This is a genomic window from Mycobacterium sp. M26, from assembly GCF_001494595.1.
GTDB lineage: Bacteria > Actinomycetota > Actinomycetes > Mycobacteriales > Mycobacteriaceae > Mycobacterium.
This window is the reverse complement of the sequence record NZ_LN929908.1, coordinates 3021139-3040546: the sequence shown is the minus strand read 5'-3', so window position 1 is coordinate 3040546 and position 19408 is coordinate 3021139. Positions and strand designations below refer to the sequence as shown.

Genomic DNA, 19408 nt, shown 5'->3' with positions numbered 1-19408 from the left:
TGGAAGGGGACCGCCGATGCCGCAGGGCCAACCGCTCGTCGTACCCGCCGACGGCCTGACCACCCGCGCCCGGCGCAACACCCCGGTGCTGGCCGTCCACACCGGTCCCGGCAAGGGCAAGTCCACCGCGGCGTTCGGAATGGCGTTGCGGGCGTGGAACGCCGGCATGAGCGTGGCGGTGTTCCAGTTCGTCAAGAGCGCCAAGTGGAAGGTCGGCGAGGAGTCGGCGTTCGCCGCACTGGGCCGGCTGAACGCCGAACACGGTGTCGGCGGGGCGGTGGAATGGCACAAGATGGGCTCCGGCTGGTCCTGGTCTCGCAAGACCGGCTCCGATGACGACCACGCCGCCGCGGCCGCCGACGGCTGGGCCGAGATCGCCCGCAGGCTCGGCGAGCAACGGCACGACTTCTACGTCCTCGACGAGTTCACCTACCCGCTGAAGTGGGGCTGGGTCGACGTCGACGCGGTGGTCGACGTGCTGGTCAACCGGCCCGGCGGCCAGCACGTGGTGATCACCGGCCGCGACGCCCCGCAACGTCTGCTCGACGCCGCCGACCTGGTCACCGAGATGACCAAGGTCAAGCACCCGATGGACGCCGGCCGCAAGGGCCAGCGCGGCATCGAATGGTGAGCACCCCCGGCGTCGTCATCGGCGCCCCGTCATCAGGTAGCGGAAAGACCACCGTCGCAACAGGTTTGATCGGCGCCCTGCGTCAGGCCGGTCACCGGGTGGCGCCCTTCAAGGTCGGGCCCGACTTCATCGACCCCGGCTACCACGCGCTGGCGGCGGGCCGGCCGGGCCGCAACCTGGACCCGGTGCTCGTCGGTGAGGACCTGATCGGCCCGCTCTACCGGCACGGCTCGGCCGACGCCGACATCGCCGTGATCGAGGGCGTCATGGGCCTGTTCGACGGGCGCATCGACGAGCAGGCGGTGATCCCGGCACGCGGATCCACCGCCGCCGTCGCCGAAACACTGAGCACCCCGGTGCTGCTGGTGGTCGACGCCCGCGGCCAGAGCCAGAGCATCGGGGCAGTGCTGCATGGCTTTTCGAGTTTTCACCGCGGCGTGCACATCGGCGGGGTGATCCTCAACCGGGTCGGATCGCCACGCCACGAACAGGTGCTGCGGCAAGCCTGTGAGGCCGCCGGGGTGCCGGTGCTCGGCGCGATCCCGCGCCACGACGAACTCTCGGTGCCGTCCCGGCACCTGGGTCTGGTCACTGCCGTCGAACACGGCGACCAGGCGCATGCGGCGGTCGCGGCGATGACGGCACTGGTGGCCCGCCACGTCGACCTGCCGGCCGTCGCCGCACTGGCCGCGTCCCGCGTGCAGGCACCGCCCTGGTCGGCGCGGGACGCGGTCGGGGAGCCACTGGCGTCGGCGCCGGTCGTGGCGGTGGCCGCCGGCCGTGCATTCAGCTTCGGCTACACCGAGCACGCCGAACTGCTGGCCGCCGCCGGAGCCCAGGTGGTGGAGTTCGACCCGATCAGCGACGGGCTGCCGGCCGGGACCGCGGCGCTGGTCCTGCCCGGCGGCTTCCCCGAGCAGTACCTGCCGGAACTGGCGGCCAACACCGCTCTGCGCGCCCAGATCCGTGAACTGGCCGGGCACGCCCCGATCCACGCCGAGTGCGGGGGACTGGCCTACCTGATGAGCGACCTCGACGGTCATCCGATGTGCGATGTATTACGCGGCAGCGCCCGGTTCACGCCGCGGCTGACCCTGGGCTACCGCGACGCGGTCGCGGTGGCGGACTCGCCACTGCACCAAGCCGGGCAGCGGATCGTCGGCCACGAATTCCACCGCACCGCAGTCGAATTCAGCTCCGACTACGAGCCGGCCTGGGTGTTCCGCGGCTCGGACGGTCAGCCGGTTCGCGACGGTGCGGTCCTGGGCGGGGTGCACGCTTCGTATCTGCACACCCACGCCGCCGCCCAGCCCGCCGCGGTCGCACGGTTTGTCAGCACCGCGGCCTCACTTACTAAGCTCGCCGGGTGACCGAGAACGCCTACCTCGTCGGCCTGCGGCTGAGCGGCAAGAAGGTCGTCGTGGTCGGCGGGGGCACTGTCGCGCAACGGCGGGTGCCGGTCCTCATCGGCACCGGCGCCGACGTGCACGTCATCGCACGCGCCGCGACCCCGGCCGTGGAGGCACTCGCCGAGCAGAAGCCCGGGATCACCCTGCAGCTGCGCGACTACCGCGACGGCGACCTCGAGGGTGCGTGGTACGCCATCGCCGCCACCGACGACCCCGCCGTCAACGCCGCGATCGTCGCCGAGGCCGAGAGCCGCCAGATCTTCTGCGTGCGTGCCGACGCGGCCCGCGAGGGCACCGCCGTCACCCCCGCCTCCTTCGACTACGACGGATTGCTGGTCGGTGTGCTGGCCGGCGGTGAACACCGCCGCTCGGCGGCCATCCGCTCGGCCATCCGGGAGGCCTTCCAGCAGGGTGTCATCAACCCCGATACCTCCGATGTGATGCGCGGCGGCGTCGCTCTGGTGGGCGGCGGACCCGGCGATCCGGAACTGATCACCGTGCGCGGCCGGCGGCTGCTGGCCCGCGCCGACGTCGTCGTCGCCGACCGGCTGGCACCGCCGGAACTGCTGGCCGAACTCGGCGCGCACGTCGAGGTGATCGACGCCGCGAAGATCCCGTATGGACGGGCGATGGCCCAGGACGCGATCAACGACGTCCTCGTCGAACGGGCCCGCGCCGGGCAGTTCGTGGTGCGCCTCAAGGGTGGCGATCCGTTCGTGTTCGCGCGCGGATATGAGGAGGTTCTCGCCTGTGCCGAGGCTGGGATTCCGGTCACAGTTGTGCCTGGTGTGACCAGTGCCATATCGGTGCCCGCATTGGCCGGAGTTCCGGTCACCCATCGCGGGGTTAATCACGAGTTCGTGGTGGTCAGCGGCCATTTAGCACCGGATCATCCGGAATCGTTAGTGAATTGGAATGCACTGGCCCAATTGTCGGGAACGTTAGTTCTGTTGATGGCCGTCGAACGTATCGAATTGTTTGCCGACGCCCTGATCTCGGGCGGTAGACCAGCGGAAACGCCGGTCCTCGTGGTGCAGCACGGCACGACGGCCGCAGAACGGATCCTGACCACTACGCTCGCAGATGCGCCGATGCGAATTCGGACCGACGGTATTCGGCCGCCGGCAATCGTCGTCATCGGTCCGGTGGCAGCCTTCGCCACTTAAAGTTCTCTTAAAATTACTGTAGGGTAGCCAATCATGACGGCTCTCAACGATGCGGAGCGAGCGATGAATCGCCACGCCGACAGTTCAGAGCGCGCCCTTCCGATGCGCCTCGAGCCCAAGGCTCTCACCAAGACCAGCAAGTTCTACCCGGACTGGCTGCCGTCCCGGCGCTTCATTGCCGCTGTCATCGCCATCGGCGGTATGCAGTTGCTGGCCACCATGGACAGCACGGTGGCGATTGTGGCGTTGCCGAAGATCCAGGACGAACTCAGCCTGTCCGACGCGGGCCGCAGCTGGGTGATCACCGCCTACGTGCTGACGTTCGGTGGTCTGATGCTGCTCGGTGGCCGCCTCGGCGACACCATCGGCCGCAAGCGCACCTTCATCGTCGGTGTCGCGCTGTTCACCATCGCCTCGGTCCTGTGCGGTATCGCCTGGGATGAGGCGACGCTCGTCATTGCGCGTTTGCTGCAGGGTGTCGGCGCGGCGATCGCCTCGCCGACCGGCCTGGCACTGATCGCCACCACGTTCCCCAAGGGCCCGGCCCGCAATGCCGCCACGGCGATCTTCGCCGCGATGACCGGTATCGGCTCGGTGATGGGCCTCGTGGTCGGCGGTGCCCTGGTCGAGGTGTCCTGGCGGCTGGCGTTCCTGGTGAACGTGCCGATCGGCCTGCTGATGATCTACCTGGCCCGCACCACGCTGCGGGAAACCCAGCGCGAGCGGATGAAGCTGGACGCCGGCGGTGCGCTGCTGGCCACCCTCGCCTGTACCGCCGCAGTGTTCGGCTTCGCCCAGGCGCCGGAGAACGGCTGGCTGACCCCGGTCACCCTGATCTCCGCCGGCGCCGCCCTGCTGGCCTTCATCGCGTTCGTCTTCGTCGAGCGGCGTGCCGTCAACCCGGTGGTGCCGTTCGCGCTGTTCCGCGACCGCAACCGGCTGGCCACCTTCGCCGCGGTGTTCCTGGCCGGCGGCGTGATGTTCACGCTCACCGTGCTGATCGGCCTGTACGTGCAGGACATCATGGGCTACAGCGCACTGCGCGCCGGTATCGGCTTCATCCCGTTCGTCATCGCGCTCGGTGTCGGGCTGGGCCTGTCGTCGCAGCTGGTGTCGAAGTTCCCGCCGCGGGTGCTGGTCATCGCCGGTGGCGTGCTGGTGCTGGCCGCGATGATCTACGGCTCCACGCTCAACGGCGGCATCCCGTACTTCCCGAACCTCGTCCTGCCGATCACCGTTGGTGGCCTCGGCATCGGCATGATCGTCGTCCCGCTGACGGTGTCGGCGATCGCCGGTGTCGGCTTCGACCAGATCGGCCCGGTGTCGGCCATCGCGCTGATGCTGCAGAACCTGGGCGGGCCGGTAGTGCTGGCCATCATCCAGGCCGTGATCACCTCCCGCACCCTGTACCTGGGTGGCACCACGGGCCCGGTGAAGAACATGAATCCCGCGCAGCTGCACGCCCTGGACCAGGGCTACACCTACGGCCTGCTGTGGGTGGCGGCGGTCGCCGTGATCGTCGGCGCGGTGGCGCTGTTTATCGGCTACACCTCTGAGCAGGTGGCGCACGCGCAGGAAGTCAAGGAAGCGATCGACGCCGGAGAGCTCTAGCGATTTCGGCGCGGTTGACGTCGCGCAGCGACGATGAGCGCGCCGAAATCACGCGGCGGAGCCGCCTCGGTAGGGTAGCTACCCATGTCTGGCTCGCGGGGTCCCCAACCGGCTGCCAGAACGCTTTCTTCCAGCGTGCTCGGAGTCGCGATCGTCGCGATCACCGGTATGCAGCTGATGTCCACTCTGGACGGCACGATCGTGGTCGTCGCACTGCCCCGGATGCAGGCCGAGCTGGCGCTGTCCGATGCCGGCAAGAGCTGGGTGATCACCGCCTATGTGCTGACCTTCGGCGGTCTGCTGCTGCTCGGCGGCCGGGTCGGCGACGCGATCGGCCACAAGCGGGCCTTCATCTCCGGGGTCGGCGTGTTCACCATCGCCTCGGCGGCCTGCGGGCTGGCCACTGACGGGCCGCTGCTGATCGCCGCCCGCGCGGTCCAGGGCATCGGTGCAGCGGTGGCCGCTCCGACCGGGCTCGCTCTGATCGCCACCACGTACGCCGTCGGGCACGCCCGCAACCGGGCGATGGCGATCTCGGCGGCCATGCAGGGCATTGGCTCGGTGCTCGGGCTGGTGCTCGGCGGCGCACTGACCGTGGTGTCCTGGCGGCTGGCCTTCCTGATCAACCTGCCGATCGGTGTGCTCATCATCGCGATCGCGCTGACCCGGCTCGAGGAGACCCGCCACGAGCGGCTCAAGCTGGACGTGACCGGTGCCATGCTGGCGACCCTGGCCTGCGCCGCGGGCGTGTTGATCTTCACCCAGGGCCCGCCGCGCGGCTGGGCCGACCCGTGGGTGATCGGCGCCGGGGTGGCTGCCGTGTTCCTACTCTGGGCGTTCCTGCTCGTCGAACGCCGCGCCGACCACCCGCTGGTGCCGATGTCGTTGTTCCGCGAACGCAACCGGGTGATGACGTTCATCTCGCTGTTCCTGGCCGGCGGCGTGCTCCTGACGCTGACCGTGATGATCGGCCTCTACGTCCAGGACGTGCTCGGCTACAGCGCCTTACGCGCCGGGATCGGGTTCATCCCGTTCGCGTTGGCGTTGGGCCTGGGCAACGTGCTCGCCGCCCGGGCCGCCCCGCATATCGCGCCGCGCTGGCTGATCATCGGCGGCGGGCTGTTCGTGCTCGGGGCGATGCTGTTCGGCTCGACGTTGACCCGCACCATCCCGTATTTCCCCGACCTGTTCGTGCCGATCGTGGTGGGCGGCTTCGGGATCGGGGTGATCTCGGTCATCCTGCCGCTGTGCGCGGTGGCCGAAGTCGGCCCCCGCGAGATCGGCCCGGTCTCGGCGATCACGCTCATGGTGCAGAACCTGGGCGGTCCCATCGTGCTGGTGATCATCCAGGCGGTGCAGACCTCGCGCACCCTGTACCTCGGTGGCACCACCGGTCCGGTGGCGCAGATGACGCCCAGCCAGCTCGACGCTCTCGACGCCGGCTACACCTATTCCCTGCTGTGGGTGGCGGCGGTGGCGGTGCTCGTCGGCATCACCGCGTTCTTCATCGGGTTCTCGGCGCGCCAGATCGCCACCGCCCAGCACACCCGGGAAGCCGTCGAGGCCGGCGAACTCTAGGCCCGACGCGCTTGCCACACCCGGTAGCCGCCGTACACAGCCGCTGCCACAACGAAATTCACGAAGTACGCCAGATCCGCCCCGTGCAGGGCAGTGGCCATCGGACCGACGATCAGGTTGGTGTGCATGAACGGCACCGCCACGGCGAACGCCAGAAAAAAGCTCACCAGCGCCACTACGGCGTCGCGCCGCGGTGTCGTCTCCTCGGCCGGGTTCACCACGTCACGGCCCGCACTGCGGTAGCGCCAGTCGATGGCCACGATCGCCACGAACGCCGGGATCCAGTAGCTGACGAACAGCAGCACACCCTGGAAGCGGGCCGCCAGGTCACCGGAGTGCAGCCACATGATCAGCGCGAACGCGATCACCACGACCACCACCGCCGACACCGGCCTGCGCACCCGCACCCCGACCGTCTGCAGCGCCAGCGACCCGCTGTAGTCGTTCATCGCGTTGGAGGCCACCGACCCCAGTGCGATCACCAGCAGCGCCAGCGCCCCCAGCACGCCGCCGCCCATGATCTCGCGCACACCGGCTGCGGTCTGATCTGTCAGCGTGCCCGCCGCCGCGACGCCGATCGCCTGCACCGCGATGTAGGCCACCGCCAGGCCACCGAACGTGTAGCCGAACACCGCGGTGCGAGAGGTGGTCACCGGCAGATAGCGGCTGTAATCGGAGGCGTAACTGGCCCACGAGATCGCCAGGCTCAGTGCGATGGTGACCTCAAGCACGAAGGCGCCGCTGAGGTCGGCTCCGGACAGTGTGGGCAGCGAGACCACGGGGTGGCCGGCGATCAGCTTCCAGGCGAACACCGCGAACGTCACGATCAGCACGACCGTCATGATCGCCTGCACGCGGTGGATCACCTCGTAGCCGAATACGCCGACCACACCCTGGGCGGCCAGCACGATCACCACCGCCAGCCAGAACGGCAGGCCGAGCAACTCGGCCAGCGCCTCGCCGCCGAACAGCCCGACCAGACCGTCCCAGGCGATCGACGACAGCCACTGGATCACCGCCACCACTGAGACGGTGCCGCCAAAAGCCATGCGGGCGTTGGGAAGTTGCGCGGTGCCGGTGCGCGGACCCCAGGTGGACAGGTAGCCGACGGCCACACACCCGAGCACCGTTCCGATGGCCATCGCGAGCAGCCCGAGCCAGAACCCCAGGCCCAGCACCACGGCCAGCGTGCCGGTGAAGACCACCGTCATGTTGACCTGCGGGGCGAACCACACCGTGAACAACCGGCGGGCGCTGCCGTAGCGGTTGCCGGTGGGGATCGGGGCGATGCCGTGCGTCTCCACGGCCATGTCACCGGCGTGGGCCGGCATGCGACCGGAGTAGCTCTGACCCGCCAACGCCGAACCCGACGATGTTTCAGGTGTCACCCGACCACCCTAGTGGCTGACCGGCTTACACCTCGATCGGTGGGTGCAGCCGCTCCATGGTGTACTGCCGGTTGCGCCTGGCCGCCCAGGCGGTGGCCGCCAGGGACACCGCCAGCACGCCGGTGAGCACCGCCACCGACACCCACAGCCGGTGGTCGATACCACCGTTGATGAGCTGCCGTAACCCGTTGACGGCGTAGGTCATCGGGTCAGCGGGGTGGATCACCTGGAAGGGTTTGGCGGTGGTCTCCACCGGATAGATGCCGCCGGCCGACACCAGTTGCAGCATGAGGAACGCCAGCGTCACCACCCGTCCGACCGCCACCCCGAAGACCGCGTTGAACGCCTGGATGATCGCCAGGAAGGCGGCGATCACCAGGATCAGGAAGGCCACGGTGGCCAGCGGGTAGCGCGCCTTGAGGCCGACGCCGTAGTGCACCACCGCGTACATGACCACCACCTGGCACACCGCGACCAAGAGTGCGGGCCAGTAGGACGCCAGCACCACCCGCAGTGCCCCGAGCCCGTTGATGATCGGCCGGGACTGCAACGGCGTCAACAACATCCAGATGATGAGCGCACCGATGAACAGGGCCAGCGGCAGGAAGAACGGGGCGAAACCGGTGCCGAAGGTGGCCGCCGGATTGTGGGTGACCAGATCCAGTTTGACCGGCGAGGCGACGGTCTTGGCGACGACCTGGCGCTGCTGCGGTGTCCACGACGGCACCTGGGTCGAGCCCTGTCGCAACTTGCCCGCCAGCTCCTGACTGCCGGCCTTGAGTTGCCCGGTGCCGTCGGCCAGCCGCTGCGCCCCGGCGGCCAGTTGGCGGCTGCCGTCGGTCAGCGCCACCAGGCCCGAGCTGAGCCGCTGGGCACCGGAGTCCAGCTGCTTGGCCCCGGACTGGAGTTTGAGGACATCGGCGCGCAAGGTGCCGTCCACGGTGTGGGTGAGCAGAGTGCGCAGCTTGCTGTTCGGATCGCCGAGTTCATCCTCAAGACGGGATGCGCTGTCGCGCAACCGGTTCAGGCCGTCATCGGTGGCCGGATCGATACCCTGGGCCTTCAGCAGCCGCTGTGCCCCGGCGAGCACTCCGCCGACGTCGCGCACCGTCGGGTCGGGGTTGGCCGACAGGGTGGCGATCGCCTGATCGATGATTGCCGCCGCCTGGGTCTGGTCGATGTTGAGTGCGGCGATCCGGTCGGTGGTGGAGCGCACCGCTCCGCTGAGCCGTTCGGCGGCCGCCCCGACCTCCGCCGGGTCGATGCCCAGGCTGTCCACCCGCGCCAGTACGTCGACCAGCGGGCCGGTGGCGGTGGTGATCGCAGTGCTCAGCTGTCGGGTGCCCGACGCCAGCTGTGCCGCGCCGTCGCGCGCGGTGGCCATGCTGGAGGCGAGCGTGGCCGAACCGGTGGCCAGCTGGCGGGCGCCGCCGTCAGCGGTGACCAGACCCGAGGCCAGTTGATCGGCGCCGTCGGCGGCCGCGGTCAAGCCCTTACCGGCATCGGTCAGCCCGGTCAGCACGGTCCCGACGGTCTGCTCGCCGACGCTGGCGTTGACCTGGTTGATCACCTCGCGGGCGGCGTTCTGCCCGATGATCGAGCCCAGGTAGTTGTTGGCGTCGTTGAAGGTGAACTGCAGATCGGCCTGAGCGGGGCTGCCACCGGACGGCGAGGCGATGTGGGTGCTGAAATCCGGTGGGATGGTGATGGTGAAGTAGTAGGTGCCGTCGGCCAGGCCCTTCGCGGCGTCGGCGGCCGACACCTCGTGCAGCAGCAGCTCGCCGGAATCCTTCAGCGCCTTGGCCACTTGATCGCCGGCCCGCAGCGGCTTGCCTTGAGCCTGTGCGCCGGTGTCCTCATTGACCAGAGCGGCGGGCACCTTGTTCACCGCCGCGAACGGATTCCAGAACGCCCACAGATACATCGCGCCGTACAACAGCGGCATCAGCACGATCGTCATCAAGGCGATGCGGGGGAGCAGACCTCGCGAGTACCGCTTGAGATCGGTGCCCAGCGACATTCCGGCGAGCATCGGTTACCCCGTTCCCTTGTGCATGGTGGACAGTTCGGCCCGGTCGGTATTGGCCACTTCGATCTGTGACCGCACGGCGTGGCCGCTGACCCCGTTGACGGTCGCGGTCACCACCGTCTGGTCGGTGCCGAGGTCGATGAGCCGTTCGATGAGCAGATCGCGGTTGACGTCACTGGTGACGAAGTCGAGGTTGGCGACCACCAGCAGCGGTGGGTTCTTGGTGTTGGCCAAGGCGATCCGCAGCAGCAGGCGGTCGAGTTCGGACAACTCCTCGAAGTACTCGTCGAGCGGCGGCAGCGGGTGCGGGCCGAACACCCGCGCGCACATCGTCGTCAACGCCGCATCGTCGGCGCGCCGCACCAGCCGGTACCACGGCGCGTCCCAACGCATTTGCTCGGTGATCAGATCGCGTACCGTGACCGACTCAGGCACGGTGTCGACCTCGTCGACTCCGGCGATCGCCGAGGCGGCGAAGATTCGGCGGGCATCGCCGGTGCCGAACACGTCGAGGTCGCCGGATTCCGGCGCCATCCGGCCGGCGATCGTCATCAGCAGCGCGGTGCGGCCCGACCCGGCCGGGCACACCAGCACGGTCAGCCCGCCCCGCGGGATCTCCAGGTCGACGGGTCCGTAGACCGGCCCCCACGGTCCGCGCATCCGAATGCCGCGGGCCAGCACGGCCGGTGGGCCGGAATCCTCCGATTGGTCGGGCACTTCCGATGACACTGCGACCCTCCCGGCTCGTTGCTATCCCGCACATCACAACACGCGCGGCCGGGGACGCGCGCCGAAAACCCTGCGCAACAGCGAGATGTCACCCGGCGTCACTAGGCTCGCCCGCTATGAGCCCTGTCACCCCCTCTCGTCAGGACATCTCCGAGGCTGTCGGCGCCGCCGGCTGGCGGCTGGTCCTCGGCGCCCTCTATGCCGAGGTCGCCACGACCTCGCTGGCGCAGGGCACCGAGGTCGCCGGGCTGGTGGCCACAGCCGCCGGTGTCGACGGTCGCCTGGGTGTGGACATCCGCGCCGACCGCGTCGTGCTGCGGGTGCAGTCGGCGGCCACCGGTGCGGTCTCCGGCGTGGAGATCGCCCTGGCCACGACGCTGGCCTCGACCCTCACTCAGCACGGGTGGCGGCTGAGGCCGGGCACCGTGCAGGCGATCGAGATCGCCATCGACGCGCTCGACATCGGTGCCGTGCGGCCGTTCTGGAAGGCGATCACCGGCTACGTCGACGAGCCGGGACCGTCGGACCTCAGTGACGGGCTGATCGACCCGGCCGGCCGCGGTCCGGCGATCTGGTTCCAGCAGATGGACGCCCCGCGCCCGCAACGCAACCGCATCCACCTCGACCTCGACGTCGCCCACGATGCCGCCCCCGACCGGCTGGCCGCCGCACTGGCCGCCGGGGGCCGGTTGCTGTCGGACGCCGCAGCGCCGGCGTACTGGGTGCTGGCCGACCCGGAGGGTAACGAGGTCTGCATCTGCACCTGGCAGGGCCGCGACTGAACACTCATGGCTAGGCTGGTCCACCGTGATCACCCGCATGTCCGAGCTGTTCTTGCGCACGCTGCGCGACGACCCGGCCGACGCCGAAGTGCCCAGCCACAAACTTCTGATCCGGGCGGGCTACGTCCGGCCGGTCGCGCCGGGGTTGTACAGCTGGCTGCCGCTGGGTCTGCGGGTGCTGCGCAAGATCGAGCAGGTGGTGCGCGAGGAGATGGTCGCCATCGGCGGCCAGGAGATCCTGTTCCCGGCGCTGTTGCCCAAGGCGCCCTACGAGACCACCAACCGCTGGACCGAATACGGCGACGGGGTGTTCCGGCTCAAGGACCGTCGCGACAACGACTACATGCTGGGCCCCACCCACGAGGAGTTCTTCACCTTGACGGTGAAGGGGGAGTACAGCTCCTACAAGGACTTTCCGCTGCTGCTGTTCCAAATCCAGACGAAGTACCGCGATGAGGCCCGCCCGCGGGCCGGCATCCTGCGCGGCCGCGAGTTCATCATGAAGGACTCGTACTCCTTCGATATCGACGAAGGCGGCCTGAAGAACGCCTACCACGCGCATCGCGACGCCTACCAACGGATGTTCGACCGGCTGGCGATCCGCTACGTCATCGTCTCGGCGGTCTCCGGTGCCATGGGTGGCAGTGCCTCTGAGGAGTTCCTGGCCGAAAGTGAGGTCGGCGAGGACACTTTCGTGCGGTGCCTGCAGTCGGGGTACGCCGCCAACGTCGAGGCCGTCACCACCGCGGTGCCGGACTCCCTGCCGTTCGACGGGTTACCCGAGCCGACGGTGCACGACACCGGAGACACCCCGACCATCGCGACGCTGGTGGACTGGGCCAACTCGGCGGGTCTCGGCCGGGAGATCACCGCCGCCGACACGCTGAAGAATGTGCTGCTCAAGGTCCGCCAGCCCGGCGGCGACTGGGAACTGCTGGCCATCGGTGTGCCCGGCGACCGCGACGTCGACGACAAGCGGCTCGGTGCGGCACTCGAACCCGCCGACTACGCGATGATCGACGATGCCGACTTCGCCAGGTACCCGTTCCTCAAGAAGGGCTACATCGGCCCGAAGGCGTTGCTGGCCAACGGTGTTCGCTATCTGGTCGACCCGCGCGTGGTGGACGGTACGGCCTGGATCACCGGTGCCGACGAGACCGGTAAGCACGTCGTCGGTCTGGTGGCCGGCCGCGATTTCGTGGCCGACGGCACCATTGAGGCCGCCGAGGTGCGCGACGGTGACCCGTCACCGGACGGCGCCGGGCCGTTGGTCTCTGCCCGCGGTATCGAGATCGGCCACATCTTCCAACTGGGCCGCAAGTACACCGACGCCTTCTCGGCCGATGTGCTCGGCGAGGACGGTAAGCCGGTCCGGCTCACGATGGGCTCGTACGGGGTGGGCGTGTCCCGACTGGTGGCGGTGATCGCCGAACAGCATCACGACGGGCTGGGCCTGCGCTGGCCGTCCTCGGTATCGCCGTTCGATGTGCACGTGGTGATCGCCAACAAGGATGCCGAAGCCCGCACCGGGGCAGAGGAGCTGGCGGCCGACCTGGACCGGCTGGGTCTGGAAGTGCTCCTCGACGACCGCACCGCCTCACCGGGGGTGAAGTTCAAGGACGCCGAACTGCTCGGCGTGCCGTGGATCGTCGTGGTTGGCCGCGGCTGGGCCGACGGCGTGGTGGAACTGCGCAACCGGTTCAGCGGAGAGACGCAGAACATCAGCGCGAATGACGCGGCAACCGCCGTCGTCGCCGCGCTCGCCGAACCGCAGCCCTGAGGTTACTGTCGCCAAGCTATGGCTGTCGCCGAGCGAAGGCTGTGCACCGTCTCCGCACCGAAATGCGGTAGTGAAGTACTGCGTCCGCCTCGGCAGCTACGGGCCACGGTGTGCCCATGCGAAACATCATTGCGACGTCCCGGAGCGAGGGCGCTAGCCGGTGTGTCGGGCGAGTCGGTCAGTTGGCTGCCGTGCTGGGCGTGGGTGCTGGGTTGTGGCTTGGGCAAGGAGTCGCGTGGGCCGACGATGGCGGCGCGCGTCCATCCCCTGGCCCGCACTCGTCTCGGTCGGCGGACGGCGGCCCGGCGCGCGGGGCGGCTGTCTCGCGGCCCCATGCCGGCGGCGCGCCGATCGGCGGGCGGTCCCGGTCGCGCACCGCAATCCCGCCGCGCGGGGTGCGGCTGACATCCCTGGGCTCAGCCGGCGACGGTGACGCACAGTCCCCAGCGGCTACCGCGACCTTCACCCCCGGTCCTGCGCGGGTCGGCGTTCGCTATGACGCAAGGGCAGCGTCGGCACGCACCGTCGCGTCTCGCACGCTCGCGGTCGCCCCCGCCGTGCCGGCGCCGTCGCCGCCGGCCACCTCGTTCCTCGACGGCGTCGTGCTCGCCGTGCGCGACCTTGAACGGAAGCTGTTCGGCATTTCCGTGATCGGAAGCACGACGATCGCCGGCAATCCCATCAGCCGGGTGCTCACCGCAGACGGCTCACGCGCGGTGGTGACCACCGATTCCGCTGTGGCAGTGGTCGACCCCCGCACCGAAGGGCAGGTTGGCCGCACCCTGAGCATCTCCGGTGCCGGCGACCCGGAGACCAAGTTGACGGCTGATGGTTCGCGGGCCGTGGTGACCGCTCGTGGTGCCGAGAACGCGACGACCAGTCTGGCCGTGCTCGACACCGTCACCGGCAGACAGGTCGGGCAGACCCTCTCTCTCGCCGGTAAGCCCCTGGCGACTGTGCTTACTGCCGACGGATCTCGTGCCGTCGTGACCACCGGGCTGGATGCCGAACTGCCAGCCGGTAACTACGGCATACCGTCCTACCCCTACACGGCGTCGACCCATGTGACGGTGATCGACACGGCTACCGGCAGGCAGGTCGGCGACACACTCACCGTCGCCGGCCTTGGGTCCTTGAGCATCACGCCGAACAGTTCGCGGGCCGTCGTGACCAACCGTGTCTTCGATCCCGCCCACTACGGCTACTCGCCTACCGGAGTCGTAGTGGTCGATACCGCCACCGGCAAGCAGGTTGGCACCCCGTTCACTTTCGACGGGGCGGGATACCATCCCGACTTCGATCAGTTCCGGGTATGTACCTTGAGTCCGGACGGTTCACGAGCGGTGCTGATCGGCGCGGCCGACGACCCGGCCAGCGCAGGTCACTCCACGGCCCGAGTGGCGGTGCTCGACGTCACAACCGGCAGTCAGGTGGGCGGCACCTTCAGCCTCGGGAACTTCGTCGGAATACCATCCGGGGCAACGGTTTTCAGCGCCGACGGTGCCCGCGCGATTGTCGCACTCGGTGGTTCGGTGGCAGTCGTCGACACCGCCACCGGTGACCAGGTCGCCGATCCGATCGCGCTCGCAGGCTCCGGTGCCGAAACGGTGACCACGGCGGTACTCACGCCGGATGGCTCGCGTGCGGTGGCCCAGGTCAGGGTCAACGACCCCAACACCAATACGTGGTCATCGAGGGTGGCGGTGATCGACGCCGCGACGGGTCGACAGGTCGGGACCACTCTCACCGTCCCGGGCTCCGGTGGACCGACAGGGGCCACGTTCATCAGTGCCGACGGCTCTCGCGCAGTCGTGGCTCCCGGCAACTACGACGGCGGTGAAGGGGGAGTTGGCTACGTCGTGCCCGTAATGGTCCTTGACACAGCCACCGGCCAGCAGATCGGTCACACGGTCACAGTCCCTGGTGATGTCCGTCTGACGGCCTTGAACTCCGACGGTTCCCGCGTGGTAGTGGTCACCCATTCCCATGCGGCGGTGATCGACACGTCGAATGGTCAGCTGGTCGGCGACGTGCTGACCGGGAACAACCTGTCGGCGGTGTTGACCACCGACGGCTCCCGCGCCGTCGTGACCGCCAACCAGCATGACTTCGTGGGCGTGACCTCGTGGGTGGCGGTGCTGGATACGGCCACCGGCCGCCAGGTGGGCTCCACCGTGAACCTTCCCAGCGACAGCACGAGTTTCTCGATGGTGGTGACCGCGGCTGGCTCGCGCGCGGTGATCAGTGCGTACACGATCGAAAGCTCGCACCGAAACGACACCATGCGAGTCGTTGTGATCGACACAGCGACCGGCCGACAGGTCGGCACGACGCGTGACATCACGGGCCGCGTTCTGTCCGGAGGTGATGTGAACGCCCCAGATCTCTTCTTGAGCCCCGACGGGACGCGCGCGCTGATCCGGACCGTCCCGGCGGCACCGCTCGCCGAACTCCTTCAGGGCTTCCTCGGTATCGCGGTCTTCATTCCACTCTTGTATCCCGTTGCTCTGCCGGTCGTGCTGCTGACCAATTTCTTGACCGGCCTCTTCAGTTCAGAGCAGTGGACCGTGATCGACACCGTCCAGGGGGCTCAGATCGGAAACCCGCACAGCCTGGTCGGTCTCGACGGGTCTGGCATTGGTTACGCACCGCCACCAGCCTTCACCCCAGACGGCAGCCGTGCGGTGGTGTTGGCTACAACCAACTGGGGCCTACCCGGTCTCGGTCAGCCCTCAACCCTGGTGGTGACGTTGCCGACCGCCTAGCGTCGGCACTGTCGCGCCGCTACTCGCTGCCGCCGGGGAAGGCGACCGTCGCCGGCCACACCCCGAGCACCTGATTCCACCGCGCGGCCAGCACGGCGGACTCGGTCAGCGCGGTGACCGCGAACCGGCGATCCTCCTCGGCAGTGGCCTGTTCGAGCACCGCGCGCCAGGCCACCGCGCAGTCGTTCTCCATCTGCACGGCCAGCTTCGCCGCGTCGTCGGGATCGGTGACCGGGAACGGCAGCTGATAGCCGACGGCGGGCAGCGGCGCCTTGGCCGAGCGCCCGGTCAGCATCGCGATCGCCGCCTCCCGGCGTTCGCGGTGCTGGGCCAGCGCCTCGGACACCAGCGGATTCTCTTCCGGTGAGCTGTGCGCCGAGACGATGCCGTAGCCATAGATCGCGGCATGTTCGACCGCTACCGCGTCGAAGAGGGCGGCCTTGTCGGCCTCCGACGGCCGGTTCGGGTCCGGGGTCGGGGAGGTCACTGCGCCGGCTTCCGGGACGGCAGCGCCACCGTGTGCAGGGCGGTGCAGGAGGCGGCCACGGACCCCAGCAGACCGGCGCGATACCCCGACAGCGTCGGCACCACCTTCGTGGCGCTGTCCGCGGAGTTGCGCAGCGCGTCCGCGACGTCATCGAGGCCGGGTGCCTGCGCGGCAGCTGTCGACGTGGTGGTCGACGAACTCGTCGGCACCGGCGTGCGGGCCGCCCGGGCGATCTCCTCGACCAGCGCGGTGGCATGCCGGGACCGCTCGGCGGCTACTTCGGTGAACGCCCGCGCCAGCGCGGGTGGGGCGCCGACGGCTGCGGCGGTGGCCAGGGCGCTGTCCTGGCGGGCCAGCTCGGCCTGCTCCTCGAGGGGGTCCGGGCCGGACGGTGCGCCGGTTCCGCACGCCGTGATCGCCCCGCCGAGCAGCGCGGGCGCTGTCCTGGCGGGCCAGCTCGGCCTGCTCCTCGAGGGGGTCCGGGCCGGACGGTGCGCCGGTTCCGCACGCCGTGATCGCCCCGCCGAGCAGCGCGAACGCCACCAGGTCGCGGCCGCCGTCGGCGAGGACCCGTCGTCGGCTGATCGCGGCACCCGGGCCGCCGTCCTGCATGAGCACGCGAAACATCCTGCCATTGCCACCGCCTGCGCTGGCGTATCGTGGACGGTTGATCAGGACAACTCAAGATGAGGAGCTCGCCGTGACTGGCCGGTCAACGGGATTACCGTCCCCGCAGCAGGTGATCGAGCTACTCGATGGCGAGTTCGCGCGCGCCGGATACGAGATCGACGATGTGTCGATCGACGCGCGCTCCCGTCCGGCGCGCATCATCGTGACTGCCGACGGTGACACCCCGCTGGACCTGCACACCGTCGCCGACCTGTCCCGCTCGGCCTCGGCCCTGCTCGACGAACTCGACACCGGCGACGAGGCCTACGTCCTGGAGGTCACCTCACCGGGGGTGGATCGCCCACTGACCGAAGAGAAACACTTCCGCCGCGCCCGTACCCGCCTGGTGGAGGTCGAACTCGATGACGAGAGCACGGTCAAGGGCCGTCTCGGCGGTATCACCGACGGTGACGTCGAACTCGTCGTCCGCGGTCAGCGGGACTGGTCGGTGCGCCGGATCCCCCTCGCAAACATTCGCAAAGCCGTTGTGCAGGTGGAGTTTTCGCCACCCAACCCACGGGAACTGGAGCTGGCCGGAGCTCCCGGAACGGAGGCCGGAACATGAACATCGACATGGCAGCACTGCACGCGATCGAGATCGATCGCGGGATCTCGGTGGACGAGCTGCTCGACACCGTCAAGTCGGCTCTGCTGACCGCCTATCGGCATACCGAGGGCCATCAGCCCGACGCGCGCATCGAGATCGACCGCAAGAGCGGCGCGGTCCAGGTGATGGCGCGCGAAACCGATGAGGACGGCAACCTCATCAGCGAGTGGGACGACACCCCGGAGGGCTTCGGCCGGGTCGCAGCCACCACCGCGCGGCAGGTGATGCTGCAGCGGTTGCGTGACGCCGAGAACGAGCGCAGCTTCGGTGAGTTCGCCGCGCACGAGGGTGACATCCAGGCCGGCGTCATCCAGCGCGATGCCCGGGCCAACGCCCGCGGCCTGGTGGTGGTGCGCCTCGGCAGCGAGGCCAAGGGCGCCGACGGGGTCATCCCGGCCGCCGAGCAGGTCCCCGGTGAGCGCTACGAGCACGGCGAACGGCTGCGCTGCTACGTCGTCGGCGTCAGCCGCGGCGCCCGCGAGCCGGTCATCACCCTGTCGCGGACCCATCCGAACCTGGTGCGCAAGCTGTTCTCGCTGGAGGTCCCCGAGATCGCCGACGGGTCGGTGGAGATCGTCGCGGTGGCCCGGGAGGCCGGTCACCGCTCCAAGATCGCCGTGCGCTCGCGGGTCTCCGGGCTCAACGCCAAGGGCGCCTGCATCGGCCCGATGGGGCAGCGGGTGCGCAATGTGATGAGCGAGCTGTCGGGGGAGAAGATCGACATCATCGACTTCGACGAGGATCCGGCCCGGTTCGTCGCCAACGCCCTGTCACCGGCGAAGGTCGTCTCGGTCAGCGTCATCGACGCCACCGCGCGGGCCGCCCGTGTGGTGGTGCCCGACTTCCAGCTGTCGCTGGCCATCGGCAAGGAAGGGCAGAACGCCAGGCTGGCGGCCCGGCTGACTGGCTGGCGGATCGATATCCGCAGCGACGCGGCCGAGCCGGAGGAGGCCGCCGATCGCAGCGGCGCGCCCGGCGCCGGGCAGTAGAGGCCCGTCTCAAGGGTGGTACTGAGCAGTGCCGCGGTGACGGTAGACTATGCCGTGATCCAGCGCGAGATTCCGGTCACCGAAAACCGGCATCGACGTACCGAAGGACCGGTGCGGACATGCATCGGTTGCCGGAAGCGAGAGTTGGCCGTCGATCTCCTCCGGACGGTGGCGGTGTCGAACGGGAACGGTCAATCAGCCGTCACCGTTGATACAGCAGGTAACCTCCCGGGGCGGGGTGCGTGGTTGCACCCCGACGATCGCTGCCTTGAGGTAGCGATTCGACGGCGAGCTTTTGCGCGAGCGTTGCGCATCACCGGTTCACCGGACACAACCGCGGTGGTCGAGTACCTCTCGGCCGCCACGGCCCATGAAGAACAGGTAGCGAAGAACATGAGCACACCGTGAAGTCCCGACGATGACCATGCGTCGTAGCTAAACCCGAGGCGCGGCCTACCACCGCTGTCGCCTCTTGAGTAGGAGATGTAGTGGCAGGTAAGGCCCGCGTACACGAGTTGGCCAAGGAACTCGGTGTCACCAGTAAGGAAGTTCTCGCCCGCCTGAGCGAACAGGGCGAATTCGTCAAATCCGCGTCGTCGACGGTGGAAGCACCCGTCGCCCGGCGCCTTCGTGAATCTTTCGGCGGCGGCAAGCCCGCCGCGGCCAAGCCGTCCCCGGCCAAGGCCGCGGGCAACGGCGCACCCAGCCCGGCTCCGGTGGCCGACGCCGGTTCGGTCGCGACCGCGCCGCCGGTTCCCGGCCCCAAGCCGGCCGCCCCGGCTCCGGCC

General features: G+C 69.1%; 17 protein-coding genes. 12 read left to right on the top strand and 5 right to left on the bottom strand.

The annotated features are described in order from the left end of the window. Positions 1-16: 16 nt before the first annotated feature. The 5 genes from cobO to BN3385_RS23835 all read left to right on the top strand — a co-directional run bounded on the left by cobO (position 17) and on the right by BN3385_RS23835 (position 6395). Positions 17-631, top strand: coding sequence for a cob(I)yrinic acid a,c-diamide adenosyltransferase (cobO, locus tag BN3385_RS23855; RefSeq protein WP_059020585.1), 615 nt, complete (start codon positions 17-19; stop codon positions 629-631). Then, positions 625-2001 carry a cobyrinic acid a,c-diamide synthase CobB gene (locus BN3385_RS23850; protein ID WP_059020583.1) on the top strand — a complete coding sequence of 459 codons (1377 nt, stop codon included), beginning with the start codon at positions 625-627 and terminating at the stop codon, positions 1999-2001. The genes cobO and BN3385_RS23850 overlap by 7 nt, the downstream gene beginning before the upstream one ends. Next, positions 1998-3206 (top strand): uroporphyrinogen-III C-methyltransferase, encoded by a 1209-nt coding sequence (gene cobA, locus BN3385_RS23845; RefSeq protein WP_059020581.1) that lies wholly within the window; start codon positions 1998-2000, stop codon positions 3204-3206. The genes BN3385_RS23850 and cobA overlap by 4 nt, the downstream gene beginning before the upstream one ends. Positions 3207-3239: 33 nt before the next feature. Beyond that, positions 3240-4817 (top strand): MFS transporter, encoded by a 1578-nt coding sequence (locus tag BN3385_RS23840; protein ID WP_059020578.1) that lies wholly within the window; start codon positions 3240-3242, stop codon positions 4815-4817. A gap of 84 nt (positions 4818-4901) precedes the next feature. Beyond that, positions 4902-6395, top strand: coding sequence for an MFS transporter (locus BN3385_RS23835; RefSeq protein ID WP_059020576.1), 1494 nt, complete (start codon positions 4902-4904; stop codon positions 6393-6395). Here BN3385_RS23835 and BN3385_RS23830 read toward each other — a convergent pair. The 3 genes from BN3385_RS23830 to BN3385_RS23820 form a co-directional block, all read right to left on the bottom strand. Then, positions 6392-7726, bottom strand: a complete 1335-nt coding sequence (locus tag BN3385_RS23830; RefSeq protein ID WP_059020574.1) for a purine-cytosine permease family protein — start codon at positions 7724-7726, stop codon at positions 6392-6394. The two genes, BN3385_RS23835 and BN3385_RS23830, sit on opposite strands and share 4 nt — an antisense overlap. Positions 7727-7808: 82 nt before the next feature. Then, the gene (locus BN3385_RS23825; RefSeq protein WP_059020572.1) at positions 7809-9815 is read right to left on the bottom strand and encodes a YhgE/Pip domain-containing protein; all 2007 of its coding nucleotides are present in this window, start codon (positions 9813-9815) and stop codon (positions 7809-7811) included. Between the two features lie 3 nt (positions 9816-9818). Beyond that, positions 9819-10529 (bottom strand): ATP-binding cassette domain-containing protein, encoded by a 711-nt coding sequence (locus BN3385_RS23820; RefSeq protein WP_502688088.1) that lies wholly within the window; start codon positions 10527-10529, stop codon positions 9819-9821. A gap of 128 nt (positions 10530-10657) precedes the next feature. Between BN3385_RS23820 and BN3385_RS23815 the strand changes: the two genes are divergently transcribed. From BN3385_RS23815 to BN3385_RS23805, 3 genes are all read left to right on the top strand, one after another. Continuing rightward, a complete protein-coding gene (locus tag BN3385_RS23815) occupies positions 10658-11323 on the top strand; it encodes a VOC family protein (RefSeq protein ID WP_059020568.1) in 666 nt (221 codons plus the stop codon). 25 nt (positions 11324-11348) lie between these two features. Continuing rightward, positions 11349-13103 (top strand): proline--tRNA ligase, encoded by a 1755-nt coding sequence (locus BN3385_RS23810; protein WP_059020567.1) that lies wholly within the window; start codon positions 11349-11351, stop codon positions 13101-13103. A 557-nt stretch (positions 13104-13660) separates the two neighbouring features. Further along, the gene (locus BN3385_RS23805; protein WP_059020565.1) at positions 13661-15868 is read left to right on the top strand and encodes a YncE family protein; all 2208 of its coding nucleotides are present in this window, start codon (positions 13661-13663) and stop codon (positions 15866-15868) included. A 19-nt stretch (positions 15869-15887) separates the two neighbouring features. On the opposite strand, the gene BN3385_RS23800 is transcribed toward BN3385_RS23805, so the two are convergent. Both BN3385_RS23800 and BN3385_RS23795 read right to left on the bottom strand, forming a co-directional pair. After that, positions 15888-16355, bottom strand: a complete 468-nt coding sequence (locus BN3385_RS23800) for a ferritin-like domain-containing protein (protein WP_059020563.1) — start codon at positions 16353-16355, stop codon at positions 15888-15890. Beyond that, positions 16352-16948 carry a hypothetical protein gene (locus BN3385_RS23795; RefSeq protein ID WP_231748805.1) on the bottom strand — a complete coding sequence of 199 codons (597 nt, stop codon included), beginning with the start codon at positions 16946-16948 and terminating at the stop codon, positions 16352-16354. The genes BN3385_RS23800 and BN3385_RS23795 overlap by 4 nt, the downstream gene beginning before the upstream one ends. 107 nt (positions 16949-17055) lie before the next feature. Between BN3385_RS23795 and rimP the strand changes: the two genes are divergently transcribed. The 4 genes from rimP to BN3385_RS29085 form a co-directional block, all read left to right on the top strand. Further along, positions 17056-17589 carry a ribosome maturation factor RimP gene (gene rimP, locus BN3385_RS23790; protein WP_059020560.1) on the top strand — a complete coding sequence of 178 codons (534 nt, stop codon included), beginning with the start codon at positions 17056-17058 and terminating at the stop codon, positions 17587-17589. Next, positions 17586-18620 carry a transcription termination factor NusA gene (gene nusA, locus BN3385_RS23785; RefSeq protein WP_059020558.1) on the top strand — a complete coding sequence of 345 codons (1035 nt, stop codon included), beginning with the start codon at positions 17586-17588 and terminating at the stop codon, positions 18618-18620. Before rimP ends, nusA begins: the two co-directional genes overlap by 4 nt. Positions 18621-18674: 54 nt before the next feature. Beyond that, positions 18675-19028 (top strand): YlxR family protein, encoded by a 354-nt coding sequence (locus tag BN3385_RS27865; RefSeq protein WP_082690774.1) that lies wholly within the window; start codon positions 18675-18677, stop codon positions 19026-19028. An 80-nt stretch (positions 19029-19108) separates the two neighbouring features. Beyond that, the coding region (locus BN3385_RS29085; protein ID WP_059020556.1) for a translation initiation factor IF-2 N-terminal domain-containing protein at positions 19109-19408 on the top strand (300 nt) is incomplete at its 3' end.

Coding starts and splice junctions, on each gene's coding strand:
- cobO (WP_059020585.1), top strand. CDS start 17: ATGCCGCAGGGCCAACCGCTCGTCGTACCCGCCGACGGCCTGACCACC.
- BN3385_RS23850 (WP_059020583.1), top strand. CDS start 625: ATGGTGAGCACCCCCGGCGTCGTCATCGGCGCCCCGTCATCAGGTAGC.
- BN3385_RS23840 (WP_059020578.1), top strand. CDS start 3,240: ATGACGGCTCTCAACGATGCGGAGCGAGCGATGAATCGCCACGCCGAC.
- BN3385_RS23835 (WP_059020576.1), top strand. CDS start 4,902: ATGTCTGGCTCGCGGGGTCCCCAACCGGCTGCCAGAACGCTTTCTTCC.
- BN3385_RS23830 (WP_059020574.1), bottom strand. CDS start 7,726: ATGCCGGCCCACGCCGGTGACATGGCCGTGGAGACGCACGGCATCGCC.
- BN3385_RS23825 (WP_059020572.1), bottom strand. CDS start 9,815: ATGCTCGCCGGAATGTCGCTGGGCACCGATCTCAAGCGGTACTCGCGA.
- BN3385_RS23815 (WP_059020568.1), top strand. CDS start 10,658: ATGAGCCCTGTCACCCCCTCTCGTCAGGACATCTCCGAGGCTGTCGGC.
- nusA (WP_059020558.1), top strand. CDS start 17,586: ATGAACATCGACATGGCAGCACTGCACGCGATCGAGATCGATCGCGGG.